The following is a 22,529-nucleotide window of genomic DNA, read 5'->3' as shown; positions in this document are numbered from 1 at the left end:
TTGTGATCAACGTGGAATCCATCTGCCGAACGGCTGATTAAAACAGAAAAGCTAACGACTTAGCTTGAAAATGATTATATACTTCCCGGCACCTCTTGTCCATAGAAAAAATAACCAAAACGTCTTTTTGGCAACCCTTCACAAAATTACTATTTGCAATAACGGTCATTTTCAGTTAAAATAGTATATTATACAATCAGATGGCCTGAAAATGGTTATATGCCGAAGGAGAATCGCTATGGGTATCATTGTATTTTTAGGAGACAGCATTACCGATGCCGGCAGAATGACATCTGACAATCCTCTGGGAGACGGATATGTCAGCGAGTTCGCGGCCTATATTACAGGAACTGACCCCAACTGGCGGGTTTTGAATAAGGGTGTGGACGGCAATATCACAGAACGAATTGCCGGTGTACTGCAGAGGGACTGCATTTCCTACCACCCGGATTATGTAAGCATCCTGGTAGGGATCAATGATGTGGGCCTTATTGTACAGGCTGATGTCTCAGAGCAGGAGAAGCTCTATATGCTGGAGGACAGTATCCGGGCTTACCACGAAATGCTGTTTGATCTGTCCAGAGAGACCACAGCAGCAGTTATCACACTGGAACCGTTTATTTTTCCGAAACAGGGAAAATACGATGACTGGGTTCCCTGGCAGCACAAAATGTCCAAAAATATCCGCAAGCTTGCCAGAAATTACAGTGCGCATTTCATCCCGCTGCAGAAGCCTCTGGAACAGGAAATCGAGAAGCACGGTTACGACGCCATCACCACAGACGGCATCCACCTGACCGTCCTCGGACAGAAGATTCTGGCGGAAATCGTCAGAAATGCTTTTAAATTGTAAGCGTTGCTCCTTTGCTCAAATGCAAAAGAACTGTCGCGGAATGTTGAAACCCCATCCATACAGGTGCTTCAATATTCCGCAACAGTTCTATTTTTTTACTCTTTTACCGTAAACGCGGCAAACTCCGCCCCGGCTGCCCGGGCCAAATCCACCGGGTTTACCTTTATGGTGGAGCCGATCCTTCCGCCGCTCACATAGATCTCACTGTATTTCTCTGCACTCTCCTGGATGATGGTCTTATACTTCTTTTTCATGCCAAGGGGGCTGCATCCGCCCCTAACATATCCCGTCACTGCTGTGATGTCTTTTACATGGATCATCTCAATGGACTTTTCTCCCAGCACTCTGGCCGCTGCTTTTAAGTCCACTTCCTCCGCGATGGGGATGACCAGTACATAGTATTCCTTACTTTTCCCCTGCGCCACCAGGGTTTTAAAGGACTGCTCCACGGGGGCGCCGGTCTTCTCTGCCGTGTGCAGACCGTCTATGAACTCGTCGCACTCGTAGGTGATGGTCTCATAGGAAATTTTATTCTTATCCAGGATTCTCATGGCATTTGTCTTCACTTCTTTGTCCTTGTTTTTTGCCATTTTGACTGCCCTCCTAAACTTTTAGTTTCTTCATGAACCTTTTAAATAGAACCACTGCGGCCGCGGCTGCAATGAGCTCTGCCAGCGGAAAGGTCACCCATACGCCGTATATGCCCCATATTCTGCAGAACAGGGCAGACAGCGGCACAATGATCACAAGCTGCCTCAGCATGGATATGAGAAGAGAATGGAGGCCCTGTCCCAGCGCTTCAAAAGAACCGGAGAGCACGCATCCCACTGTGGACACCACAAAACCAAGGCTGATGATCCGCAGCATGGGAACCCCCAGCCGCATCATCTCATCCCCGGCGTCAAACAGCTTCATGATCCACCCGGGGCAGGCCAGAAAAAGTACGGTTCCCAGAAGCATAATGGCCCCTGCCACCTGCAGGCTGCTTTTCAGTGTCTCCATCATCCTCTTTCTGCTGCCCGCGCCGTAGTTATAACTCATAATGGGGCGCATTCCCTGCACAACGCCGTTGGCCGGCATGTACACAAAGGACTGGATCTTAATGTAAAGCCCAAACGCAGCGATGGCTGTCCCGGAAAATGCCGCCAGTATGGAGTTCAACGCCCCCACAAGCAAGGAAGGCATGGAGATCATAATGGCAGAGGGAATACCAACCATATATATTTTCTTTATGATCTCCCGGTCAAAATGAAAGCCGTGAAAGTCCAGTTTTACCTGGGTGCATTTCTTCAGATAGCAGACCATGGCGATGATTCCGGCCGTGATCTGTGCCGTGACAGTGGCAACAGCCGCCCCCTTCACGCCCATGGCGGGGAATCCCAGCAGGCCGAAGATCATAATCGGGTCCAGGATAATATTTAACACTGCACCGATGGCCTGAAAGAACATGGGAAATACCATATTTCCCACGGACTGGAAGATTTTCTCTGCAAAGAGATGATACATGCTTCCGAAAGAAAAGCAGAGCACAATGCCTGCATACTCACAGCTCATCTTATAAATCCGGGCATTGTCAGTGAACATTCCTATAAAAGGTTTGACCAATAAAAGGCCAATCAGTATAAAAAGAACACTGTGCACGCCTGTCAGCACAATGCCGTGGGCTGCGGTGGCCTCCGTCTCCTCCACGTTCTTCGCCCCAAGCGCCCTGGCAACGCAGGCGTTCAGGCCGATGCCAAAGCCCACGGATACTGCCAGGATCAGATTCTGAAGGGGATAAGCCAGGGAGACTGCCGTCAGGGCATCCTCGCTGACCCTCGCCACATACATGCTGTCCACAATATTATAAAGCGCCTGGATCATCATGGATACCATGGGCGGTATGGACATGGAAACGAGAAGAGGGAGGACCTTTTTCGTTCCCATGATATTTTCTGTCTGTTTCATATTTTAGTCAGTCCTTTACTTTAGTCATACATGGCTGTGGATAAATAGTGGTCTCCCGTATCCGGAAGCAGAACCACTATATTTTTTCCTGCATTTTCAGGGCGCTTTGCCAGTTGTGCGGCTGCCCACACAGCAGCGCCGGAGGAGATTCCCACAAGAATTCCCTCGCACTTTGCAATGTCATTGCCTGTTTTATAGGCGTCCTCTGTGGTGACACAGATCACCTCATCATAAATATCCCTGTCCAGAATAGCGGGAATAAAATTAGCCCCGATACCCTGAATGCCGTGCGCCCCGGCCTGCCCTCCTGATAAAAGCGGGGATTCCGCAGGTTCAACCGCAACGATCTGAACAGCGGGATTCTGCTTTTTCAGATATCTGCCTGTGCCGGTCAGGGTTCCCCCTGTTCCCACCGTGGCTACAAAGATGTCCACTTTCCCGTCTGTATCCCTGTAAATCTCCGGTCCTGTGGATACCTCGTGGGCTGCCGGATTGGCCTCATTGTCAAACTGCCCCATAATGACAGAGCCGGGAATGCTCTTCCTAAGCTCCTCTGCCTTCTCGATGCTGCCCTGCATCCCTTTGCTGCCGTCTGTGAGAACCACTGTAGCTCCGTAAGCCTTAAGCAGCTTCTGCCGCTCCACACTCATGGTCTCCGGCATGGTGAGAATCGCGCGGTAGCCCTTGGCGGCAGCTACGGAGGCAATGCCTATACCCGTATTACCCGAAGTCGGCTCTATGATCGTGGCTCCGGGCTTTAACTTTCCTTCCCGCTCTGCCTCTTCGATCATGCTCAGGGCAACTCTGTCCTTTGCGCTGCCCGCCGGGTTGAAGTACTCCAGTTTCGCGATTACCCGCGCCTGCAGTTCATATTTTTTTTCATAATTACACAGCTCCATAAGAGGCGTATTGCCGATAAGCTGCGCAGCGCTTTTTTTAATATTTTCCATATTGGGACCACTCCTTAACATTTTTTCCGTTTCTCTTCATCAGATAAAAGCATAGACTATGCCTGTTTTGTTTGTCAATGCATTTTCCCGTGTTTTTCGCACATACTAAGAGAAACGGTGAAAGGAGATGTGCGAAATGAAAGATAATTCTGAAAACTGCCACAGAGGCGGCGGCAAAGGCGGAAAAGGCCAGGGAAGCGGCAATGGAGGAAAGGGAGGCAGCAGGGATACCTACCATGTGGAATCCAGCTCCTCCGATGACCTTGACGGTCAGGCAGCTATGGAGATGACAGGGCTGATGTACAAACCGCCCACCAGCCAGGCAGAGCTGGAATCCTATAAAGAAGTCTATCCCTTCTCTCCTGAACAATATACGGAAGAATAATCCGTTTCCCGTATAAAGGGCGGAGCTGTGTATCTTTACACATCTCCGCCCTAAGTTCAGGTTTTATCTTTCTCACCTGAAGTGCTGTCCTCTTTATTGTCCGTATCTTTATCTGATACGCCTTTTCCTTTTATTTCCGTCTCTGTTCCGTCAGAACCGGTCTGCCCGGACAGGGAAAACGCCTGCGGGGCCTCATACTTGGCTGCCAGCTCCCGGATGCTGTCAAGAGTAAAAGTCTCCTCTGTCTCCTGATGGATGCCATGTGCTTTTGCCAGGTCCTCTGTGTAATCTGAAACCTTATACACCGCACAGTTTTTCTTTTCACTGTCATAGTGCATCACAAGCGGTATCATCTTGTAATCACTGACTGTCACTTCCCCGGTCTTGCCGTCCTTTTTCAGGGTAATGTCCGCCATACCTCCGATGAGACCTTTGACCTGATTATCCGCGGAAACAAAATTGCCCAGCGAGCTGTAAACCAGCATCTCTTTTCCATCCTGCCGCGGCATCATGCCGTAAGACTGCAGAACATGGGGATTGCTGCAGATCACCGCGTCCACTCCCTGCTCTGCCAGGAAATCTATCCTCTGCTTTGCCGTATCGGAAAATTCCTCTGAATACTCAGCTCCCGCATGGAGAAATACCATGACAAAATCAGCTTCTCCTTTTGCTTTTTCCACATCTGCCTTTACTTTGTCCTCAGAGTAGACATCAATCATAAAGGAATCCGCCTCAGAAAAGCCAGCCTCCTCATCCACCCCGTACGTGTAGTTCATCACAGCGATCTTCATGTTCTTCTTCTCAATGACTTTCACACGGTTCTCCGCGTCCGCCTCATCCGCATGGATGCCAAGAAGCTGGATATCGGAATGCTGGGTCTGCCAGAATGCAGCAGAATTTAAGATCCCCGGCTTCCCCTTATCAAATGCATGGTTGGTTGCCTGTGTCACAATGTCAAATCCGGCCTTCGCCAGCGCGTCACCTGCTTCAAGGGGTGTTCCCATAAGCCCGCTTCCCGACACATCCTTGTGGTCATTGACCAGAGGTGTCTCCTGGCTGACCGCTGCCAGATCGGCTGCCTGGATATCTCCTGCCACCTTCTCATACAGAGAATCGTAATTCCAGTTCTCCTCATTTTCTTTTCCCACTTCAAGCAGGGCATCCTGCAGGATATTGTCTCCCACCGCCAGGAAATGCAGTTCACTGTCTGCTTCCGCTTTCTTAGCCTCTTCCTCCGCTTTTTTCTGCTGGGCAGCTTTGATCTCCTCTTCCTGCTTTACTTTTTTCTTGTGGCTGCCGACTGCAGCACTCACAATGATGACCAGCAATATTAAAACAGCAGCCCCCGCAAGAATCATTCTCTGCTTCATCACCTGCTGACGTCGTCTTGCTTCACGGGCCTGAATTCTTTTCTTTCTCTCGATTTCTCTTTTTTCGTCTTCGTTCATATATTCACCCTTTTCTGCCTGATTCGATTTGGAAAGCATACAACCATTATAACAAATATTCTGTAAAACACAATTCTATTTCTATGTAAATTTATCCAACAGTGAGTGGAAAAAAGGCCCAAATTTCTATTTGCACCTGTTTTCCATACGGTGTATCATACAAAACGAGACTGTGAATCTTATCCGTAAAGGTCAGAGGTGTTATTATGTCAACCAAAAACCGTGATTACTTTTTCGATAATTACAAAGCCCTTCTCATTGTTCTGGTAGTAGTGGGGCATTTTATAGAACCGTGTTATGACAATAATGTGTTTTTATCAGGACTGAAATGGATGATCTTTTCCTTCCACATGCCGGCCTTTATTTTTATATCCGGCTACTTTTCCAAGAGAGAGATAAGCTTTGGAAAGCTGGTGCAGAAGCTGGTCATACCCTATTTTGTCTATGAACTCATCTATTATTTTTTATATGTTTTCATCATACATAAGGAAACGGGTCTGTACTTTGCAAGACCGAAATTCTCCCTGTGGTACATTATGGCCCTGTTTTTCTGGCGCTTGGTTACCCCTTATCTGAAAAAAATCCCGGGGCACATATTTATCGCTGTCACTGCAGGACTGCTGGTGGGGATGACGGAGCTTGATAACTTTTTCAGTATTCCCAGGATCCTGGTATTCTTCCCCTTCTTCCTGGCGGGATACCATTTTGAAAGGGATTGGTTTGAGAAGATTAAAGAAAAAGCCGGCAGGCTGCTGGCCGTGTTTTCCCTCTATCTGGGAGGCTGCCTGGCCCTTGTCCTTACTTTCCGGGTGCACCTGACACCGAAAATCTTTTACGGAAGATATTCCTACGAGGAGATGGACACAGGGTACGGGGAAGGGATTCTGGTAAGGCTGGCCTGCTATGGTGTGTCCTTCCTGGCCGTTTTCCTCATAAGCACCATAATCTCCAGGAAACCCCACGGCTATTCCAGACTCGGGCAGCGTACCATGCCTATCTATCTGTTCCATGGCCTTGTATACAGTGTGCTGAGCGCCACGCCACTTTTGGAATCCGTGTCGGAAATCTGGCAGGGCATTCTGCTGATCGTTTTTTGCCTGACACTCTCATGGCTTCTGTCCATGGACGGGCCGAACCGTTTCGTGACAAAGGTTTCCTCCTTTCCTGTTCCCTCCTTCTTCGGAGACGGGTCAGGAAAGAATTCGGGGCATTTTACAGGAAAATCTGCCGGTTTCGGCAGAAAGATAAAAAAAGGACTCTCCGCGTGATCACATGCGCAGAAAAGAGCTGCATTTCCCATATCCATACGGATGCCGGAAATGCAGCTCTTTGCTTCATGATGATAAAAATCCTGCAGAACGTGATTTAGATTCTGCTCACACCTGTGTCTCTGGCTGCTTTTGCCACTGCCTCGGCAACTGCCTTTGCCACACGTTTGTCAAAAGGATTCGGGATAATGTAATCTGCGTTCAGCTCTTTTTCGTCGATAAGACCGGCGATGGCATACGCTGCTGCCACCTTCATTTCATCGTTGATGTCCTTTGCTCTCACATCCAGCGCACCGCGGAAGATACCCGGGAATGCCAGAACATTGTTGATCTGGTTGGGGAAATCGCTTCTTCCTGTTCCCACAACGGCTGCGCCTGCTGCCTTTGCCAGGTCCGGCATGATCTCCGGTACCGGGTTTGCCATTGGGAAGAGAATCGGATCAGGAGCCATGGTCTTAACCATCTCCTCTGTCACAGTTCCCGGCGCAGAGACACCGATAAATACGTCAGCGCCCTTCAGTACATCTGCCAGGCTGCCTTTTTCCATGCCGCGGTTGCTGATCTTAGCCATCTCCTCTTTCTCGGCATTTAAGTCGCCGCGTCCTTCATAGATGGCGCCTTTTCTGTCGCACATGATGACAGTCTTCAGTCCCAGGCTTACCAGCAGCTTAATAATGGCGATTCCGGCTGCTCCCGCACCTGATGTGACTACCTTGATGTCCTCCAGTTTTCTGCCTGTGAGTTTTAAAGCATTGAGCATTGCCGCAGCAGTGACAACGGCCGTTCCGTGCTGGTCATCGTGGAAGATAGGGATATCACAGCATTCTTTCAGCTTTCTCTCTATCTCAAAGCAGCGCGGTGCAGAGATATCTTCCAGGTTCACACCGCCGAAGCTTCCTGCCAGCAGGCGGACGGTATTTACGATTTCATCCACATCGTTGCTTCTGATACATAAAGGAAATGCATCCACATCTCCGAATTCTTTAAAGAGCACACATTTTCCTTCCATAACCGGCATACCTGCCTCAGGTCCGATGTCGCCCAGACCGAGAACTGCGCTTCCGTCGGTCACAACTGCTACCATATTGTGGCGTCTTGTATACTTATAGGATAAATCTACATCCTCAGCGATCTTCAGGCACGGTTCAGCTACACCTGGTGTGTAAGCCACTGCCAGATCTTCCGGGGTCTCCAGCTTTGCACGGCTGATCACTTCAATCTTGCCATTCCATTCCTCATGCTGTTTTAAAGCGAATTCTTTTGCGTTCATGATTTATCTCCTTTTCCTATGGAATCTCATGTTGTTTGCTTGTACAGCCGCAGCCGCAGAATTTCCCGGGCTGCGTGCGCTTTTATTTTAGCATAAGAAAAGCCTCAGGGCAACACGTTTTCTGCCCGCTGACAGAATTCATCCAGGCTGATTTCATCCGTGATATATTTCTGGAAAAGTTCCCCTATGGCCTTAATGTCCTTCATAGGTGTCTTCGACAGGGGGCGTGATTTAAGTTCCAGCTCCTCCGCGTATTTTTTCAGGATATCCAGGTCCGGAATGTCCAGATTTCCCTCCAGGATAATGTCAAGACGTGCAGGCAGCTTCTTCATGTGCTCCGCATAGGCAGCGCTTCCTTCATACCCTGCCGCATAGGATAAAAACTTCTTTGCCGCCTCCTTGTGGACAGAGGCCTTGTTGAGCACATACTGCCATGTTGCCACATTTGTGGCGTTCTTTTTGAATAAAGGCATGGGCGCTGCATGGATTTTGTCATTCCCGTACACGCCTGCCCTTAAAAAGGTGTCCATGGCCCCGCTGTACATGAAAATGGCTCCGTACTTTCCCTGTATGAATTTCTGCTCCATCTGTTCATACTGGTCCACAAGCTGCTCCCTGGGCGTCTTGTCCGCTTCGGCCATATCGTGTAAAAACACCAGTGCCTGTCTTGTATTTTCATCCTTCCAGTCCCCGTATGTCCCTCCGAACATGTTGATGAACTGTGACAATTCATTGTAGACATAAGTAGTCTCCCAGGCACTTCCGTACCCGTAGTTACCATACCCGTATCTGCCGTCCAGAAGCTTCTCAAAATCCCCGCGGCTTGTCACAGCCGCAATGCCTGCCTTGTCCAGAAACTTTTCATTGACCCAGAAAACCATAAGGTCCATCATGTAGGGGACTGAATACACCTTCCCCTCTGCCATGGCGATTTTCTCCATATAGTCCTGAGGATAGCAGGCACAGATCTCCTCTGTCATCACATCATCCCCCAGAGGTTCCAGATACCCCTGATACTTAAATTCATTGATCATCTCATCATTCACAGCGATCACATCCACTGAATCATCCCCGGATGAGAGGATGGTGGAGATCCTGGCATGGCGGTTATCCGCATTGATGGGACTGGCAAGCAGATGGATCTTCATGTCAAGCTCCTTCTCTGCCGCCTCTATATACTGCCTGAATTCCGCCTTGTCCGCGTCCGGATGCATCAGTGTGATCTCTTCCCCGTACGCTTTTTCATCCGCAGGTACCTCCTGTACCTTATGGTCCTTCCCGCCGCACCCGGCGCATAAAATACCTACTCCCAATAAAATCCCCAATATATATTTTTTCACCTTCTACACCTTATCTGGGCCAGCGCTCCTCTTTCTTCATCAGGGCAGGGAAAGGATTGTGAGGCTCTGCCTGATACCAGTATGCCACACTTGCCACATCGTCCTGGCGCTCAAACAATCCCCTGTGGCCCACACCTATCTGTTGTATGGTCACCCGCAGATCCTCCTCAAAGCAGATGGGGTCCTGAATATGCCACCTGTAGAAGCCTCTCATAGGCGGGCAGTCATCATTGTGGTAAAGATTATGGACTGCCGTATCATGGGCGGAATAGTAGGGATATCCCAGATACGGGGTGCAGTAATTCTGCTCCACCGTCCTGCCGTCCACCTGCTTTGCAAAGCTCCAGGAGCCTCCGAAATAGTCTTCCGTCCCGGTGCCGCAGATGGTGGGATAGTCTTCATCTCCATCCAGATAGAACTTGATCTCCCCTTCTCCCCACCAGTAACGTTCCAGTGTGGTCAGCGCCATATACGTACCCACATAGTGGCCTTTTCCCTTCACCTGATCCAGGATCACGTAATCCTCCTGCAGCCTGGTCATCCTCTCCCGCCGCCACCTGGCATGGAAATACGCAATATCCTCAGGTAGCGTATCATAGAGACAGTAATCCACCTGGTAGAAAAAGGCGGGGATGGGGTTTGCGTGCTGGTTCTCCAGGGTGATCCTGGCCTTCCTGCCAAAAGGCATCTGGAAATAGCAGTTCATCCCCCGGCTTGGCACCACTGCCATGGGAACGGAATTGACGATACATTCCCTTCCGAACCCGCAGCAGAAGAAATCTCCGAGAGGACTTTCCACAGACGGCTCCGTCTCATCATCCCAGTACATGCGCAGCACCAGGTCCCGGAGCACAAAACAGTCCGCCTCCGTCGTCTTATCCGTCACTGTGACCCAGATATGATTGATCACTCCCGGCCCTTCTATCTCAGCCAGTGTGACCGTCTCCCCGCTGCCGATATGGTGCAGACACGGGCTGCCCTTTCTGGATGCTCCCAGATGGCTTGCCGCCATACCGCCCTTTCCCTTTTCCCCTGTGGGGTTCTCCGCGTTAATGGCCCTGCTCCTTCCGTGCTTTGCATAAGCCAGTGTTCCCAGACTTCCGCCCAAATAATCGTACATATTTTTTCCTCCCTGTTCCTTCTCTAAGCTTTCACTCCGCCTGCCATGATTCCATCCATGATCTGTTTCTCAAACACTGCCACAAAAAGAATGATAGGCAGAAGAATGATCCATCCCATGGAACTTACCAGATCCCACGGTACGCCGTACATATTGTCCCGGAGGGGAAGCTGCACGATGGCCACGGAGAGCACCTGGATACCGTTTGAATAGTATAACGGTGTAAAAAAGTTGTTCAGACATGTGATAAAGTTGATAATGCATACAGTGGCAATGGCCGGCTTCATAAGCGGCAGGACCACTAAAAAGAGTCTCTGGGAAAAGCTTGCCCCGTCAATGGCCGCGGCCTCCTCCAAGGATACCGGTATCTCCGACACAAAATTCCTGAGGATCAGCACGGTAAAGGGAATCACAGCGCTGATATAGAGAATGATAAGCCCCGGATATGTATCATAAAGCCCAACCTTCCGCATGAACTCATATAAAGGTCTTGCAGTCACCACTTCAGGAATCAGCATGGTCGCAATGATGAACGCGAACGCGATGCTGACAGCCTTTGACTGGAACCTTGAAAAACCATAGGCAGCCATGGCGCACAGCACTGTGCTGACAACCAGTGTCACACCTACGATCAATACTGTATTTCCTATTTTAGCAAGTAATCCTACATTTTCAATCAAAAATTGATAGCTTTCCAGCGTGGGATGTTTCGGCAGATACTGAATGGGTGTCTGGAACAGCTCACCCGGCGGTGTGATGGATGAAATAAATATCCAGTACACCGGAAAGAGTATGAGGAAAGCCACGACTGCAAACAGCAGCCATCTGCCGGCTGTCACGCAGCCTCTGTAAATTCTGTATTTCTTGGTATCTCTCATGTTCATCCTCCTAATCAGACATCCTGTTCATAACCTTTATATTGAACCAGGAAAACAGCGCCATCACAAGGAACAGCATCACCGCCAGCGTTGCCGCGTACCCTACGTTCAGGTTGGTAAACGCCTCCATGGTGATCCGGTAAGCGATCAGGGACGTATCCTCCCCCGGTCCTCCTGATGTCATGGCATACACCAGATCAAAGGTGGTCAGCCTCCACAGAGTAAAGGGAATACACAGGGTGATCACATTGCGTGTGATCAGAGGAAGCGTGATCCTAAAAAAGCTCTGTATGCCGTTTGCCCCGTCCACCTTGGCTGCCTCATAGATATCCCCGGAAATAAACTGCAGGCCGGAAAGTACCAGTATGGCAAAGAACGGCAGATCCTTCCACAGGTCCATGGCGATCACCGCAGCCCTGGCGGACCCTGTATTGATCAGCCAGTTAAACTGGAAATCCGACACGAACCGGCGGATAAAATCATTGATCATGCCATAGTCATTGTTAAATCCCCACTTGGCTGCCATACCGATCACGACAGCGGGCATGGCCCAGGGAATCAGCACGATCGTCCGCAAAAACCGGCGCCCCTTAAATTTCATGTTCAGGATAAGAGCCAGCGCCACTCCCAGGACAACATGGAAGACCATGGATACCACCACGAAAATCACGGTGAAACTGATCGAGGAAATGATCTTGGGGTCTTTAAACACATTGATATAATTGCTGAGTCCTACAAATTCATTGACACCTGACAGCACCTTAATGTCAAACAGGCTGTTTTTCAGGGTTGCCCCGATGGGGTACAGGGTTGTGAACCCACGGATCAGGATAACCGGCAGGATCAGGATCCACGGTATCCATTTCATTGATTTCTTACTGATGGTCAATTGGCTTCCTCCTCTCAAAAAGGCACCGCGGGATGGGATCCGCTGCGGTGCCTGTGCCTGACATTATTTACTGTATTTATCCACAAGCTCCTGTGCTTTCTTACCGAAATCGTCCACTGTGATCTCATCCTTCATGCAGGACTGGTAAATAGTTCCCATATCTGTGATGAATTCCATGGTCTGGGGAAGCATGGGACGTCCTGCCACATTGCATTCCTCTGCGTATCTGCTGTACATTTCCTTTGCAGGATCTGTGTCCGGAACCACCTTCGCAGCCACGTCAGCTCTGGCGGGATAACGGTCAAATGCCTTGTAGGAGGCTTCCATACCGCCCTCATTCGCCATATATTCCAGGAATTTGACTGCTGCCTCTTTGTTCTCGGATGCTTTGTTCAGAACATAGCTCCAGGAATCCGTGAAGATGGCGCGCTGGCCTTTTCCGCTGAAATCCGGTACCATTGCCATATGGATCTTGTCTGCGCCCAGCATATCTGCCTTCTCATAGTCTGTTCCCAGGCCCCACATGAACCAGCTTCCGTATTTGCCGTCATTGGCCTTTGGATTCATCTGCTCGTATTTGTCAGCGATCTGGTCAATGGGTGTCTGTCCGTTCTGCACCATGTCATGCAGGAACTGGATCGCCTCTTTGTTGGCAGGGTTGGTCCAATCGAAATAATCACCGCCGAACATGTTGACAAACTGGGCAATCTCATTGAAGACATAGGTCTTCTCCCAGGAACCGCCGTAGCCGTATCTGCCGTCCCCTGAGACAGCTTCCATGTATTTCACAAAATCCTCTTTTGTGTCAATGGATGCAATGCCCACTTCATCCATGATCTCCTGGTTCACCCAGAAAGCCAGATATCCGGAGTAGCCCGGCACACCGATAATATTTCCGTCTTTATCTGTGATCATATCCTCCAGGTAGCCCTGGGGAAATTCGCCGCGGATATCCTCTGTCATAACTGTGTCGTTTAAGCCTTCCAGCCAGCCGGAGTTCTTGAATGAAGCGCTCATCTCATCGTTGATCTCAATGATATCCACGCTGCTGTCGCCTGTGGAGAGTATGGTGGTTATCTTCTGCTGGCGGGTGTCGGAATCCGTAGGAGCTGCAATGACATTGATCTTCAGCCCTGTGGCATCCTCCACATTTTTCAGCCAGTCGTCAAAGTCGGGGTCTGTGGTGTTGATGCTGTAGAGGGTCAGGTCATAATCCCCTTTTTTTGCGTTGCTGCCCTCCCCTTTCGTCTCGCTGGAATTGCCGCCGCAGCCTGCCAGCATACCGGCTGCCAAAGCTGTTGTAAGTAGAATACTAACTGTCTTTTTCATAATTCCTCCATTTCCGGCATTCTCTTTCGTGCCGTCTGCATTGTTTTTTGATAGCATAAAAATACCAAAGATATCTGTTTTTCAAAATACAATATTTTTTGATTCGTTTATATTATTTTTATCTCTGTTGAAATGGGGATTATCCGTGTTTTATAATGGGAACCATTAAAATATATGAAGAAGGAGTCAGGTATGAAAAAAATTTCTGACAGAATACGGTCCGTCTTTTCCCATTTCCAGGCAAAACTGCTGCTGGCCTTTCTGGTCTGCACCCTGCTGCCCCTGGGCACCCTTGGTTTTATCTTCTACCATGTGACCTATCAGATTGCTGAGGATAAGATCATGAGCTCTGCCCTCCTGGCGGATGACCAGCTCAATGTACAGATGAATGACCGCATACGGCAGACGGAAAATGTGGCGGATTCCATTCAGTATGATATGTATACCCTGTCACAGACGGACAGCTCATCCACCCAGTCCCTGTCTGTGTTCGGCAGTGTGAGAAATGATATCTCCATGTTCAAGACTACATTCGGCTATTACCATATTTCCATATTTCTGCCCCGGGAGCAGACAGGGGCAGGGGAGGGGCTTTATTTTTACCCTCTGGAGGATCTGGAGAGCTTCCGTATCCCCCGGCAGAAACGGCTCAATCCCGGAACGGATTCTATCTGGTTCTATCATCCGGATATGCAGATCCCTTTCATCCTGTCAGACGGCTATACAGCCAGGGATGTGATCGTCTGCTGCCGCCTCCTGCGCAACCAGGGAACGGGAGCCACGGAGTATGCCTACACGATCCTCATAGACCCGGCTGAGTTCTCCGATGCCCTTGCGGACACATTCAGCGATACGGATATCACAAGCTATCTGGCAGCGGAGGACGGCACCATCATGGCACACAGCGATACGTCCCTCTGCGGCACGGTCCTGGATCAGGATACCCTGGACCTGATCTCCCGGGATGAGGCGGAAACACAAAAGGCCGGGGATATCAATTACCACACTGCCAGGCTGGACAACGGCTGGTATCACGTTACGGAGATTCCCGGCAGCTATATACGGAAAAACACACAGATTCTGTTAAAGACCCTTGTATTTACCCTGCTGGTATCCCTGCCGCTTACGGTCCTTGTCATCATTATGATCTCAGGCAATCTGACCAAACGGCTGAAGAGGCTTTCCCTTGCCATGAAATCCTTTCATCTCGGAAAGAATACCCCTTCCCCGGTACCGGAGCTGGTTTCCGCGGCAAAGTCTCCCTCCTCCTATGACGAGATAGACCGGCTGGGGATCACCTTCCAGAACATGCAGGAATCCCTGAATCAGAACATGGATTCCATCCTGGAACTCTCCCTGTCAGAGGAACGGCTGAAATACCAGCTTCTCCAGTCTCAGATCAACCCGCATTTTCTCTACAACATTCTGGGTTCCATCAAGACCTGCATCAGCCTGGACCGCCTTAAGACCGCGGATGAGATGATCACAGACCTGACCCGCTTTTACAGGCTCACCCTGCGCAAGTCCGGGGATCTGATCGCCATCCGGGATGAGCTTGAGATCGCGCGTCTGTATCTGGAAATGGAAAAGCTGTGCCACGGGGACAGCCTGAGCTGGGAGATCCGGGCGGAGGACGGCATCCAGAACTTCCTCATATGCCGCTTTACCCTGCAGCCTTTCCTGGAAAACAGTATCCAGCACGGCATTTCCCGGCAGACCCCCTGTGTGCACATTTCCCTGGATGTCTCTTACGGGGATGATACGGTCATCATCACCATAACCGACAACGGAGCCGGCATTGCCCCCAGGCAGCTTGAGGATCTGCGCACCACACTGGAAAACAGGACGGTTGACTATCAGAAACATTTCGGCATTGGAAACGTAAACAAGAGACTCTCCAGTCCCTCCTTCGGCAACGGAACCGTCCGAGTGGACAGCCGACTCAACGAGGGAACTGAAATTGTGATCACATTTGAACAGATGGAGGACAGCGATGAAGAAAGTAATGATTGTGGATGACAATGCGCTCTCCGCAGAGGGCATTGTAAGAAATATAGACTGGGAGCTTCTGGATGCGGAGGTGGTCCATGTGGAGAACAACGGGGATTCCGCCATTGAATCTATGCGGCGCGCCCCTGTGGACCTAATCATTTCGGATATTGAGATGCCCAACCTGGACGGCATTTCCATGAGCAGCCTTGCCCTGTCCGTCAATCCCCTGGTGAAGATCATTCTCATCAGTGCCTATGACAAATTCGAGTACGCCAAACGCGCCATCCGCCTGGGTGTCTGCGACTATATTGAAAAACCTCTGGACTACGGCTACCTGACAGAGAAAATACGCAACGCCTTCACTGCCATTGACAGGGAGCAGCACAACCGGGAGCTTGTGGAGCAGAGCCGCCCTCTGATGACGGAAAAATTCTTTTCGGACCTTCTTCACTATTCCGGCAAGGACGCGGCCGGACATCTGGGGCGCTATCCGGGATACCTGAACTTAAACCTTGACTTTTCCTGTTTTAATGTGCTGAAGCTGGAGGTAGAAAACGCCTCCCAGGCGGAAGACGAGCTGGGCATCACTCAGTACCAGATCGAGCTCCTAAATGTCTGCGATCTGTTAGGAGAACAGTGCAAAGGCTTCGGGCAGGTTTATTTTGTGAAGGAATTTAACGGCATCATCGCCATACTTGCCCAGAACACCAACAGTCCCGGGCATTTCCTTCAGGCCGCCCACAAGGCTGTTGCAGGCCTGATGGAGAAGTACCGGGAAGGGGTGTTCTCCCTGAACGTGGGCATCGGCACTGTGGTGGAGGATTTCTGGGATCTGCATATCTCCTACGAAAATGCCTCCCATGCGCTGAAATACCGGTTTTTCTTTCCTCATAAAAATATTTTTGATGCCCGGGAGGCTCTCGGACGGGAGTTCAGCCTCTTCTCTTTCTCCGAGTCAAAGGAGGAGGAGCTGATCCGCCTCCTCTGTCAGAAAAACGCCCCTGCCATTGAAGAGTGGCTCAGAGGATTCTTTCAGGAGGTGTCACTGAAATACCAGACCAAGAACATTGTGTTCATAAGGATCTACTCCCTTTTGGGCCGTATCCTGAAATTCTTGTATGAGCTGAACATTGACACCGGTGACCTGGAAAATGACATTATTTCCGTTTACAACCACTTTGAACTGTTTCACACTTACGAAGAATTTTTCAAATGGATGAACCATCTCTGTCTCCAGGTATGCGAGAAGCTGGACACCTCGCTGCAGACCTACCATGACCAGGTCTGTGAGCTGGTTCTCTGCTACATCAGGGAAAATTATGAGGACAATACCCTCTGCTTAGGTGACATTGCCGGACATGCCAATGTAAGCCCTGCTTATCTCAGCGCTCTCTTTAAAAAAGTGTATGGGCAGAGTATCAGCGACACCATCACTGCCCTCAGAATAGAAGCTGCCTGCCAGTACCTGAAAAATTCCACCCTGTCCCTGAAGGAGATCAGCAGCCGGTGCGGATATGCCAACCAGTATTATTTCAGCAACAGCTTTAAAAAGAAAATCGGAATGTCGCCCTCCGCGTACAGAGAACAGCATTCCGAAATATAATTTGTAACTACTCTTTTGCACGGTCAGCGCAGTAAATGCGCAGACCTGACTGAACAGTTACTATAATTTTACATTATGACAGGAGCGTCATCCGATTCCTTTATAGATGAGGCCCAGTATAAATACAATGACTGCCAGGGGCACGTACAGATACTTTGCAGCCACTTTAAAGGCTTTCGGAAGGGGCTTTTTCCTGCCCTCCTCCAACTCTTCCCTAATCTTGTCAAATCCAAGGACATAGTAGATGGAAACAGCTCCCAGCACGGCTCCGAACGGCACGATGATGATGGTGATAAAATCCATCCAGTGCCCCACCTTAGACTCCTCCTCCAGAAGCAGCCCTACTGCAAGTGCAACACCGCCGCAGAGGGCAACTGCTTTTGTCCTCTGCAGGCTGAACTTCTGCTGCCAGCTCTCGATCACCGCCTCAAACATATTGATGAGGGATGTGATGCCCGCAAAGCATACAGAGAGGAAGAAGATCACGGCAAAAAGCCGGCCCATGGGCATCTGCTTGAAGATATTCGGTATCGTAATGAACATCAGGGACGGACCTGCGGATGGCTCGATCCCGAAGGCAAACACAGCCGGCATGATAGCCAGGGCTGCCAGCATGGCCGCAATGGTATCAAAGACTGCTGTCTGTATGGAAGATTTGGGGATATCTTCCTTTTTGCTCAGGTAGGAGCCGTAAACGATCATGCCCGAACCTGTGATAGACAATGAGAAAAACGCCTGTCCCATAGCCATGACCCAGGTATCCACCTTCGCCAGCGCCTCCCATTTGGGCACGAACAGGAAACGGTACCCCTCATGGGACCCCGGCAGGAAGAACACTCTCACCGCCAGAATGGCAAAAAGGATGAAAAACAGGGGCATCAGAATCTTATTCGCCCTCTCAATCTGATTCACCGCTCCGGTGATCAGGATGATCACGGTAATGGCAATGACAAGACCATGCCAGGGCAGGTTTTTCATATTGGCTGTTACCTGTCCGAAAAATTCTGCGGAATCCTCTGTGAGCACTGTATTTGTCACAGAGCCTGCCAGGAAGCGGAGCACCCAGCCGATGATGATGGAATAGCCGATGGCGATCCCCAGAGAACCTAACAGCGGAATCCAGCCCAGTACCTTTCCGATCTTTCCCTTCTTTCTGGATTCCCAGCAGTATTCGTAAGAGCCAAGGGTACCTGTTCCCGCCCGGCGCCCTATGGCAAACTCAGCCGACAGGCCGACAAAACCGAACAGGCAGATAAAGAAGAGATACGGGATCAGGAAAGCCGCGCCGCCGTATTCTCCCAGTCTGTATGGGAACATCCATATATTCCCAAGCCCCACCGCAGAGCCCACACAGGCCAGTACAAAGCCCAGGGAATTGGTGAAGCTGCCGTTATTGTGTTTCTGCATTTTCTTTTCCTCCGTGTGATCCGGTACCGGGGCAGCCAGCTTTTGTCCCCTGACCGGTTGATGCGTTAGCTTTTTGAAGTATGTAGCTTTAATGTATCAAAGACAGGAGGAAAAGTCAAATCCAGTTTTATCAGCTCTGTTTCTGACGATTTTTTTACATATATGCCGTATAATGGATAATAAAATATATTTCAAAGGGGAAAATATGGATACCTTTATCTTTGTACTGGAAATAATAGGCACAGTGGCTTTCGCCTCATCAGGGGCAATGATCGCCATTGAGAAAAAAATGGATATCTTCGGGGTTAATATTCTGGGAGCTACCACGGCGGTGGGCGGTGGTATGATGCGGGATATTATATTGGGAATCACTCCGCCTACCGCATTTGCCAAGCCGGTGTATGTGCTTTTTGCCATACTGACTTCTACATTGCTTTTTGCTATTACTTATACGAATCCGGAGATTCTTAAATCAAGGGCTAAGAATAAGTATTATGATAACGTGATGATGCTGTGTGATACTCTGGGGCTGGGGATTTTCACGGTGGTGGGGATTCAGGCAGCAGCCAGTGTGGTGACGGATAATAATACGTTCTTTTTTGTGTTTGTGGGTGTGCTCACAGGTGTCGGCGGGGGTGTGCTGAGGGATATTATGGCAGGGGAGACGCCTTATATTCTGGTAAGGGAGATTTATGCGTGTGCTTCTATTGCCGGCGGAATCGTATGCGTTGTGTGCAGGGATTCTATGGGGGAGCCGGCGGGGGTTATTTTGGGGTTGATCGTTACGGTGGTGATTCGGCTGCTGGCGGCTTATTTTAGGTGGAATTTGCTGCGGGTTAGATGAAGAAGGGCGGACGGGATGCCGGGGCGGTGTCTTCCTTTGACAGCCAGCTCCGTTCGCCTCCAACTAACCGTTAACTGCAACTAAGACGCTCCGGAAGAGCCGTCGCGCCTAAGTTTCCGTAAACGGTGGATTTTCCGGTTCACTGCCGCAATGTCTGTCAAAGGAAGACACCGCCCCGACATCCCTGACACCATCTGCGGGAGGTATAAAAGATAAAAAGATAAAAACATCTTGACGACTCTCACCGTCTGACATTATAAATAAAAATGTGGAAAGAGGGAAATGATAGTGGTATACTAATGGACGGGAACGTGATAGGTTTTGCGCGTTATAAAAAATGAAAAGGAGATTCCGACAATGAGTAAAATTGATGAAGTAAGAAAAGCCATGGTCGCTGCTATGAAAGCCGGTGAGAAAGAACGTAAGGATTCTTTGTCCATGCTGCTGTCAGCTCTGAAAAATAAAGCCATTGATAAGAGAGAAGACCTGACTGAGGCGGAAGAGAATGAAGTGGTGTTAAAAGAGATCAAACAGACAAAAGAAACTCTGGAAATGACTCCTGCAGATAGAAGTGAAATTATTGATGAGTGTACAAAGCGTATTGCTGTCTATGAGGAATTTGCTCCGAAAATGCTGAATGAGGAGGAGATCAGGGAAGTGATCGCCGGTGTACTGAAAGAGCTGGAGATTGAGGCTCCTACCGGTAAGGATAAAGGTAAGATCATGAAAGTCCTGATGCCGAAAGTAAAGGGAATCGCAGACGGCAAGCTGGTGAACCAGGTGTTGGGAAGTATGATGAATTAAGGCAGCTGTTCAGGCGGCCGAATGGTTATGGATCAGGAAGAAAATGGGACAGACGTACCGGTGATTTTACAATTATCCGGTATGTCTGTCCCTTGTTTTATGAGATTCCTTTTCTCACGTAGTCTTTTGCACGTTCCAGAGCTTCCACTACCCGGTCACAAAAGGCGTCAAATTCCGGGTCCTCTTTCTGGCATTCCGGATGGGATGCAATGTAGGCAAGGCTTTCCCGGACACCCTGGTCGAAGCGTTTTACGGCTGTGAAGCCGGGTACCAGGCGTTTCAGTTTGTCATTTAGAAATACCACGGAGTTGGATTTATCCCCCATCATGCTGCCGTTGAAGTCATAATCGCTGCAAGCATCCAGAAAATCACTGGAGACGCGCACCGGATGAAGCGGTACGCCCAGTGCGTCCGCAACTGTCTGATAGATCTGGTTCCAGGTCAGGGTCTCATCTGAGGTGATCTGTACAGCCTCGCCAATGGCATGGATGTTTCCCATAAGGCCCACAAAGCCTTTTGCAAAATCGGAGTTGTGGGTAACCGTCCAAAGTGATGTTCCGTCTCCCGGTATCAGTACCGGTTTTCCCTCTTTGATCCGTTTGACTACCTGGTAGCTTCCGTTGTCGCCGTGAAGTCCCATAGGGATGCTGCGCTCGTCATAAGTATGGCTTGGACGTACTATGGTCACGGGAAATCCTTCTTCCCTGTATTTCTCCATAAGAAACGCCTCACAGGCGATCTTGTCCCTGGAATACTGCCATTTTGGGTTGGCAAGCGGGGTTCCCTCTGTCATTCTGTAGTCAGAAGGGGGCTTCTGGTATGCGGACGCGGAGCTTATGAATATATACTGTCCGGTCCTTCCCTTAAACATCCTGTAATCACGCTCTACGTGCTCCGGCACAAATGCTATGAAGTCTGCCACCACGTCAAATTTCATGCCCTCTGTAAGCCTGCCTATCTGCTCCTCATCCTCAATATCTCCCGTAAGCCCGATGGCTCCCGGAGGCAGCTCCCCGTTTCGTGTTCCCCGGTTCAGCAGGTACACTTTGTGTCCCTCTGTCAGCAGCCTTCTGGTGATCGCCATGCTGATGGTTCCGGTGCCTCCGATAAATAGCACTCTCATCTCTCTTTGTCCTCCCGAATCATAAAATTACCGGTTTGATGTACACCCGGTCTGTAAGTTTTATTATATCCCGGGAAACCGCGGCACACAAGCATTACTCGGTAAAAAAGACGAAGGCACCTATAAGGGCCGGAAAAAATGTCACTGCGAAGCGGAATATGAGAATGGCGGACAATACCGCTCCCTGTCCGGTCAGAGGTGAAAAAAGAAGATAAAATATGCCTTCCACAGACCCAAAGCCCCCAGGCACGGGAATCACGCCTGACAGCATGTAAGAAACTGCAGTCAGAGGCAGCACTGTGTCAAAGGAAATTCCGTTCTGTCCGCAGAGCATGACACAGGGAATCAGATACCAGCATGTCATTTTCGCAAGACTGCATAGAAAAATTTCAGCCAGCCTTTTTCTGTCATAGAGAAACAGATCTCTTGTTTCCTGTTGGAGAATTTCCGTCTGCTCTCTGGCTTTTTCAAGCTTTTCCTTCCATTTGGGGTGTTTTGCGGCTGCTCTATCCGCTGCTTGAAAGATACATCCTGCTGCGGTTTTCGATACACTGATGGTCAGCAGCACGGCTGCGATCAGAATGCAGATTCCGATTCCGGCAGGAAGATATGTATGGTATTTTCCCAGGAGCTGTCTGTTCTTCAGAGAGAAAAAAAGAAAGCCCGCAGTACCGTAGACTCCGACTGCGATTCTCTGGGCCGTGTACTGCACGACCGCAGCGGAACTGGCCTTTGCGGGCAATACTTTTTTCTTGTTCAGATAAAACACCTCGGCCACGGCTGTACCGCTTCCGAACGTAACCATCCTGAAAAGTGCGCAGTAGAAGGCACAGCCGATTCCCTGCCGCACAGAGAATTCCTGTTTTGTGCGCCCTGCCAGCATTTGTATGATTCTCCCATCTATTAAGAAAAAGCAAGTGGAGAGACCCGTGACGGCCAGAACATTTTTTAAGGGAGTATGCATGATCTCCCGGGCAGTTTCTCCCCAGGAATCACGAAAATAAAACACCAGCAGAGCTGTTATCAAAACCACTATGCCATATTTTATATATTTTCTTTTTGCCATTTGCCTCACCACT

At 49.7% G+C, this 22,529-nt stretch carries 20 protein-coding genes; 7 read left to right on the top strand and 13 right to left on the bottom strand.

Translation table 11 applies throughout. The features are described from left to right. The first annotated feature begins 238 nt into the window (after positions 1-238). Positions 239-853 carry a GDSL-type esterase/lipase family protein gene (locus V8Q34_RS06280; RefSeq protein WP_033142712.1) on the top strand — a complete coding sequence of 205 codons (615 nt, stop codon included), beginning with the start codon at positions 239-241 and terminating at the stop codon, positions 851-853. A 95-nt stretch (positions 854-948) separates the two neighbouring features. Here the strand turns inward: V8Q34_RS06280 and ybaK are convergent, their stop codons facing one another. The 3 genes from ybaK to cysK are packed head-to-tail and all read right to left on the bottom strand — an operon-like array spanning position 949 to position 3,750. Beyond that, positions 949-1,443, bottom strand: a complete 495-nt coding sequence (gene ybaK / locus V8Q34_RS06275; protein WP_054350442.1) for a Cys-tRNA(Pro) deacylase — start codon at positions 1,441-1,443, stop codon at positions 949-951. Positions 1,444-1,456: 13 nt separating this feature from the next. Next, positions 1,457-2,800 carry an MATE family efflux transporter gene (locus V8Q34_RS06270; protein WP_335835087.1) on the bottom strand — a complete coding sequence of 448 codons (1,344 nt, stop codon included), beginning with the start codon at positions 2,798-2,800 and terminating at the stop codon, positions 1,457-1,459. Positions 2,801-2,820: 20 nt separating this feature from the next. Then, the gene (gene cysK / locus V8Q34_RS06265) at positions 2,821-3,750 is read right to left on the bottom strand and encodes a cysteine synthase A (RefSeq protein WP_186970982.1); all 930 of its coding nucleotides are present in this window, start codon (positions 3,748-3,750) and stop codon (positions 2,821-2,823) included. A gap of 136 nt (positions 3,751-3,886) precedes the next feature. On the opposite strand from cysK, the gene V8Q34_RS06260 reads away from it, so the two are divergent. Continuing rightward, positions 3,887-4,135 carry a hypothetical protein gene (locus V8Q34_RS06260; protein WP_033142708.1) on the top strand — a complete coding sequence of 83 codons (249 nt, stop codon included), beginning with the start codon at positions 3,887-3,889 and terminating at the stop codon, positions 4,133-4,135. 56 nt (positions 4,136-4,191) lie between these two features. Here the strand turns inward: V8Q34_RS06260 and V8Q34_RS06255 are convergent, their stop codons facing one another. Continuing rightward, complete coding sequence (locus V8Q34_RS06255; RefSeq protein ID WP_335835086.1) at positions 4,192-5,583, bottom strand: CapA family protein; 1,392 nt, start codon at positions 5,581-5,583, stop codon at positions 4,192-4,194. Between the two features lie 206 nt (positions 5,584-5,789). Here V8Q34_RS06255 and V8Q34_RS06250 point away from each other — a divergent pair, with 206 nt between their 5' ends. Then, entirely contained in the window at positions 5,790-6,851 is a 1,062-nt protein-coding gene (locus V8Q34_RS06250) for an acyltransferase family protein (protein WP_186970983.1), read from the top strand. Positions 6,852-6,948: 97 nt separating this feature from the next. Here the strand turns inward: V8Q34_RS06250 and V8Q34_RS06245 are convergent, their stop codons facing one another. The 6 genes from V8Q34_RS06245 to V8Q34_RS06220 all read right to left on the bottom strand — a co-directional run bounded on the left by V8Q34_RS06245 (position 6,949) and on the right by V8Q34_RS06220 (position 13,677). Then, positions 6,949-8,121 carry an NAD(P)-dependent malic enzyme gene (locus tag V8Q34_RS06245; RefSeq protein ID WP_033142707.1) on the bottom strand — a complete coding sequence of 391 codons (1,173 nt, stop codon included), beginning with the start codon at positions 8,119-8,121 and terminating at the stop codon, positions 6,949-6,951. 104 nt (positions 8,122-8,225) lie between these two features. Beyond that, positions 8,226-9,461, bottom strand: coding sequence for an ABC transporter substrate-binding protein (locus tag V8Q34_RS06240; protein WP_335835085.1), 1,236 nt, complete (start codon positions 9,459-9,461; stop codon positions 8,226-8,228). Between the two features lie 10 nt (positions 9,462-9,471). Continuing rightward, positions 9,472-10,581, bottom strand: a complete 1,110-nt coding sequence (locus tag V8Q34_RS06235; protein WP_033142705.1) for a glycoside hydrolase family 172 protein — start codon at positions 10,579-10,581, stop codon at positions 9,472-9,474. 23 nt (positions 10,582-10,604) lie between these two features. Continuing rightward, entirely contained in the window at positions 10,605-11,459 is an 855-nt protein-coding gene (locus tag V8Q34_RS06230) for a carbohydrate ABC transporter permease (RefSeq protein ID WP_033142704.1), read from the bottom strand. Between the two features lie 10 nt (positions 11,460-11,469). Beyond that, positions 11,470-12,327, bottom strand: coding sequence for a carbohydrate ABC transporter permease (locus tag V8Q34_RS06225; protein ID WP_033142728.1), 858 nt, complete (start codon positions 12,325-12,327; stop codon positions 11,470-11,472). An 84-nt stretch (positions 12,328-12,411) separates the two neighbouring features. Then, positions 12,412-13,677 (bottom strand): ABC transporter substrate-binding protein, encoded by a 1,266-nt coding sequence (locus V8Q34_RS06220; RefSeq protein WP_442893846.1) that lies wholly within the window; start codon positions 13,675-13,677, stop codon positions 12,412-12,414. Positions 13,678-13,869: 192 nt separating this feature from the next. Between V8Q34_RS06220 and V8Q34_RS06215 the strand changes: the two genes are divergently transcribed. Then, positions 13,870-15,696 carry a sensor histidine kinase gene (locus tag V8Q34_RS06215; RefSeq protein WP_335835084.1) on the top strand — a complete coding sequence of 609 codons (1,827 nt, stop codon included), beginning with the start codon at positions 13,870-13,872 and terminating at the stop codon, positions 15,694-15,696. Next, positions 15,671-17,272, top strand: coding sequence for a helix-turn-helix domain-containing protein (locus V8Q34_RS06210; RefSeq protein ID WP_227243952.1), 1,602 nt, complete (start codon positions 15,671-15,673; stop codon positions 17,270-17,272). Before V8Q34_RS06215 ends, V8Q34_RS06210 begins: the two co-directional genes overlap by 26 nt. Positions 17,273-17,359: 87 nt before the next feature. Here the strand turns inward: V8Q34_RS06210 and V8Q34_RS06205 are convergent, their stop codons facing one another. Then, complete coding sequence (locus V8Q34_RS06205) at positions 17,360-18,679, bottom strand: sodium-dependent transporter (RefSeq protein ID WP_335835083.1); 1,320 nt, start codon at positions 18,677-18,679, stop codon at positions 17,360-17,362. 205 nt (positions 18,680-18,884) lie between these two features. Between V8Q34_RS06205 and V8Q34_RS06200 the strand changes: the two genes are divergently transcribed. Further along, positions 18,885-19,523, top strand: a complete 639-nt coding sequence (locus tag V8Q34_RS06200; protein ID WP_033142726.1) for a trimeric intracellular cation channel family protein — start codon at positions 18,885-18,887, stop codon at positions 19,521-19,523. Between the two features lie 357 nt (positions 19,524-19,880). After that, positions 19,881-20,327: a GatB/YqeY domain-containing protein gene (locus V8Q34_RS06195; protein WP_033142700.1), complete on the top strand. Its 447-nt coding sequence runs from the start codon at positions 19,881-19,883 to the stop codon at positions 20,325-20,327. A 97-nt stretch (positions 20,328-20,424) separates the two neighbouring features. Here the strand turns inward: V8Q34_RS06195 and V8Q34_RS06190 are convergent, their stop codons facing one another. Beyond that, the gene (locus V8Q34_RS06190) at positions 20,425-21,450 is read right to left on the bottom strand and encodes an SDR family oxidoreductase (RefSeq protein ID WP_103731595.1); all 1,026 of its coding nucleotides are present in this window, start codon (positions 21,448-21,450) and stop codon (positions 20,425-20,427) included. Between the two features lie 94 nt (positions 21,451-21,544). Then, complete coding sequence (locus V8Q34_RS06185; protein ID WP_335835082.1) at positions 21,545-22,516, bottom strand: lysylphosphatidylglycerol synthase transmembrane domain-containing protein; 972 nt, start codon at positions 22,514-22,516, stop codon at positions 21,545-21,547. Positions 22,517-22,529 lie beyond the last annotated feature (13 nt).

The sequence above is a fragment of the Blautia sp. JLR.GB0024 genome, assembly GCF_037000545.1.
Taxonomy (GTDB): domain Bacteria; phylum Bacillota; class Clostridia; order Lachnospirales; family Lachnospiraceae; genus Blautia; species Blautia celeris.
Note: the sequence above shows the minus strand (reverse complement) of the source record. Positions and strands in the feature narration are given on the sequence as shown.

Excerpts from the sequence above, each read along its gene's own strand:
- ybaK (WP_054350442.1), bottom strand. The coding sequence starts at position 1,443 with ATGGCAAAAAACAAGGACAAAGAAGTGAAGACAAATGCCATGAGAATC.
- V8Q34_RS06270 (WP_335835087.1), bottom strand. The coding sequence starts at position 2,800 with ATGAAACAGACAGAAAATATCATGGGAACGAAAAAGGTCCTCCCTCTT.
- V8Q34_RS06245 (WP_033142707.1), bottom strand. The coding sequence starts at position 8,121 with ATGAACGCAAAAGAATTCGCTTTAAAACAGCATGAGGAATGGAATGGC.
- V8Q34_RS06205 (WP_335835083.1), bottom strand. The coding sequence starts at position 18,679 with ATGCAGAAACACAATAACGGCAGCTTCACCAATTCCCTGGGCTTTGTA.
- V8Q34_RS06255 (WP_335835086.1), bottom strand. The coding sequence starts at position 5,583 with ATGAACGAAGACGAAAAAAGAGAAATCGAGAGAAAGAAAAGAATTCAG.
- V8Q34_RS06210 (WP_227243952.1), top strand. The coding sequence starts at position 15,671 with ATGAAGAAAGTAATGATTGTGGATGACAATGCGCTCTCCGCAGAGGGC.
- V8Q34_RS06195 (WP_033142700.1), top strand. The coding sequence starts at position 19,881 with ATGAGTAAAATTGATGAAGTAAGAAAAGCCATGGTCGCTGCTATGAAA.
- V8Q34_RS06200 (WP_033142726.1), top strand. The coding sequence starts at position 18,885 with ATGGATACCTTTATCTTTGTACTGGAAATAATAGGCACAGTGGCTTTC.
- V8Q34_RS06250 (WP_186970983.1), top strand. The coding sequence starts at position 5,790 with ATGTCAACCAAAAACCGTGATTACTTTTTCGATAATTACAAAGCCCTT.
- cysK (WP_186970982.1), bottom strand. The coding sequence starts at position 3,750 with ATGGAAAATATTAAAAAAAGCGCTGCGCAGCTTATCGGCAATACGCCT.
- V8Q34_RS06225 (WP_033142728.1), bottom strand. The coding sequence starts at position 12,327 with ATGAAATGGATACCGTGGATCCTGATCCTGCCGGTTATCCTGATCCGT.
- V8Q34_RS06220 (WP_442893846.1), bottom strand. The coding sequence starts at position 13,677 with ATGAAAAAGACAGTTAGTATTCTACTTACAACAGCTTTGGCAGCCGGT.
- V8Q34_RS06185 (WP_335835082.1), bottom strand. The coding sequence starts at position 22,516 with ATGGCAAAAAGAAAATATATAAAATATGGCATAGTGGTTTTGATAACA.
- V8Q34_RS06280 (WP_033142712.1), top strand. The coding sequence starts at position 239 with ATGGGTATCATTGTATTTTTAGGAGACAGCATTACCGATGCCGGCAGA.
- V8Q34_RS06190 (WP_103731595.1), bottom strand. The coding sequence starts at position 21,450 with ATGAGAGTGCTATTTATCGGAGGCACCGGAACCATCAGCATGGCGATC.
- V8Q34_RS06215 (WP_335835084.1), top strand. The coding sequence starts at position 13,870 with ATGAAAAAAATTTCTGACAGAATACGGTCCGTCTTTTCCCATTTCCAG.
- V8Q34_RS06235 (WP_033142705.1), bottom strand. The coding sequence starts at position 10,581 with ATGTACGATTATTTGGGCGGAAGTCTGGGAACACTGGCTTATGCAAAG.
- V8Q34_RS06260 (WP_033142708.1), top strand. The coding sequence starts at position 3,887 with ATGAAAGATAATTCTGAAAACTGCCACAGAGGCGGCGGCAAAGGCGGA.
- V8Q34_RS06230 (WP_033142704.1), bottom strand. The coding sequence starts at position 11,459 with ATGAGAGATACCAAGAAATACAGAATTTACAGAGGCTGCGTGACAGCC.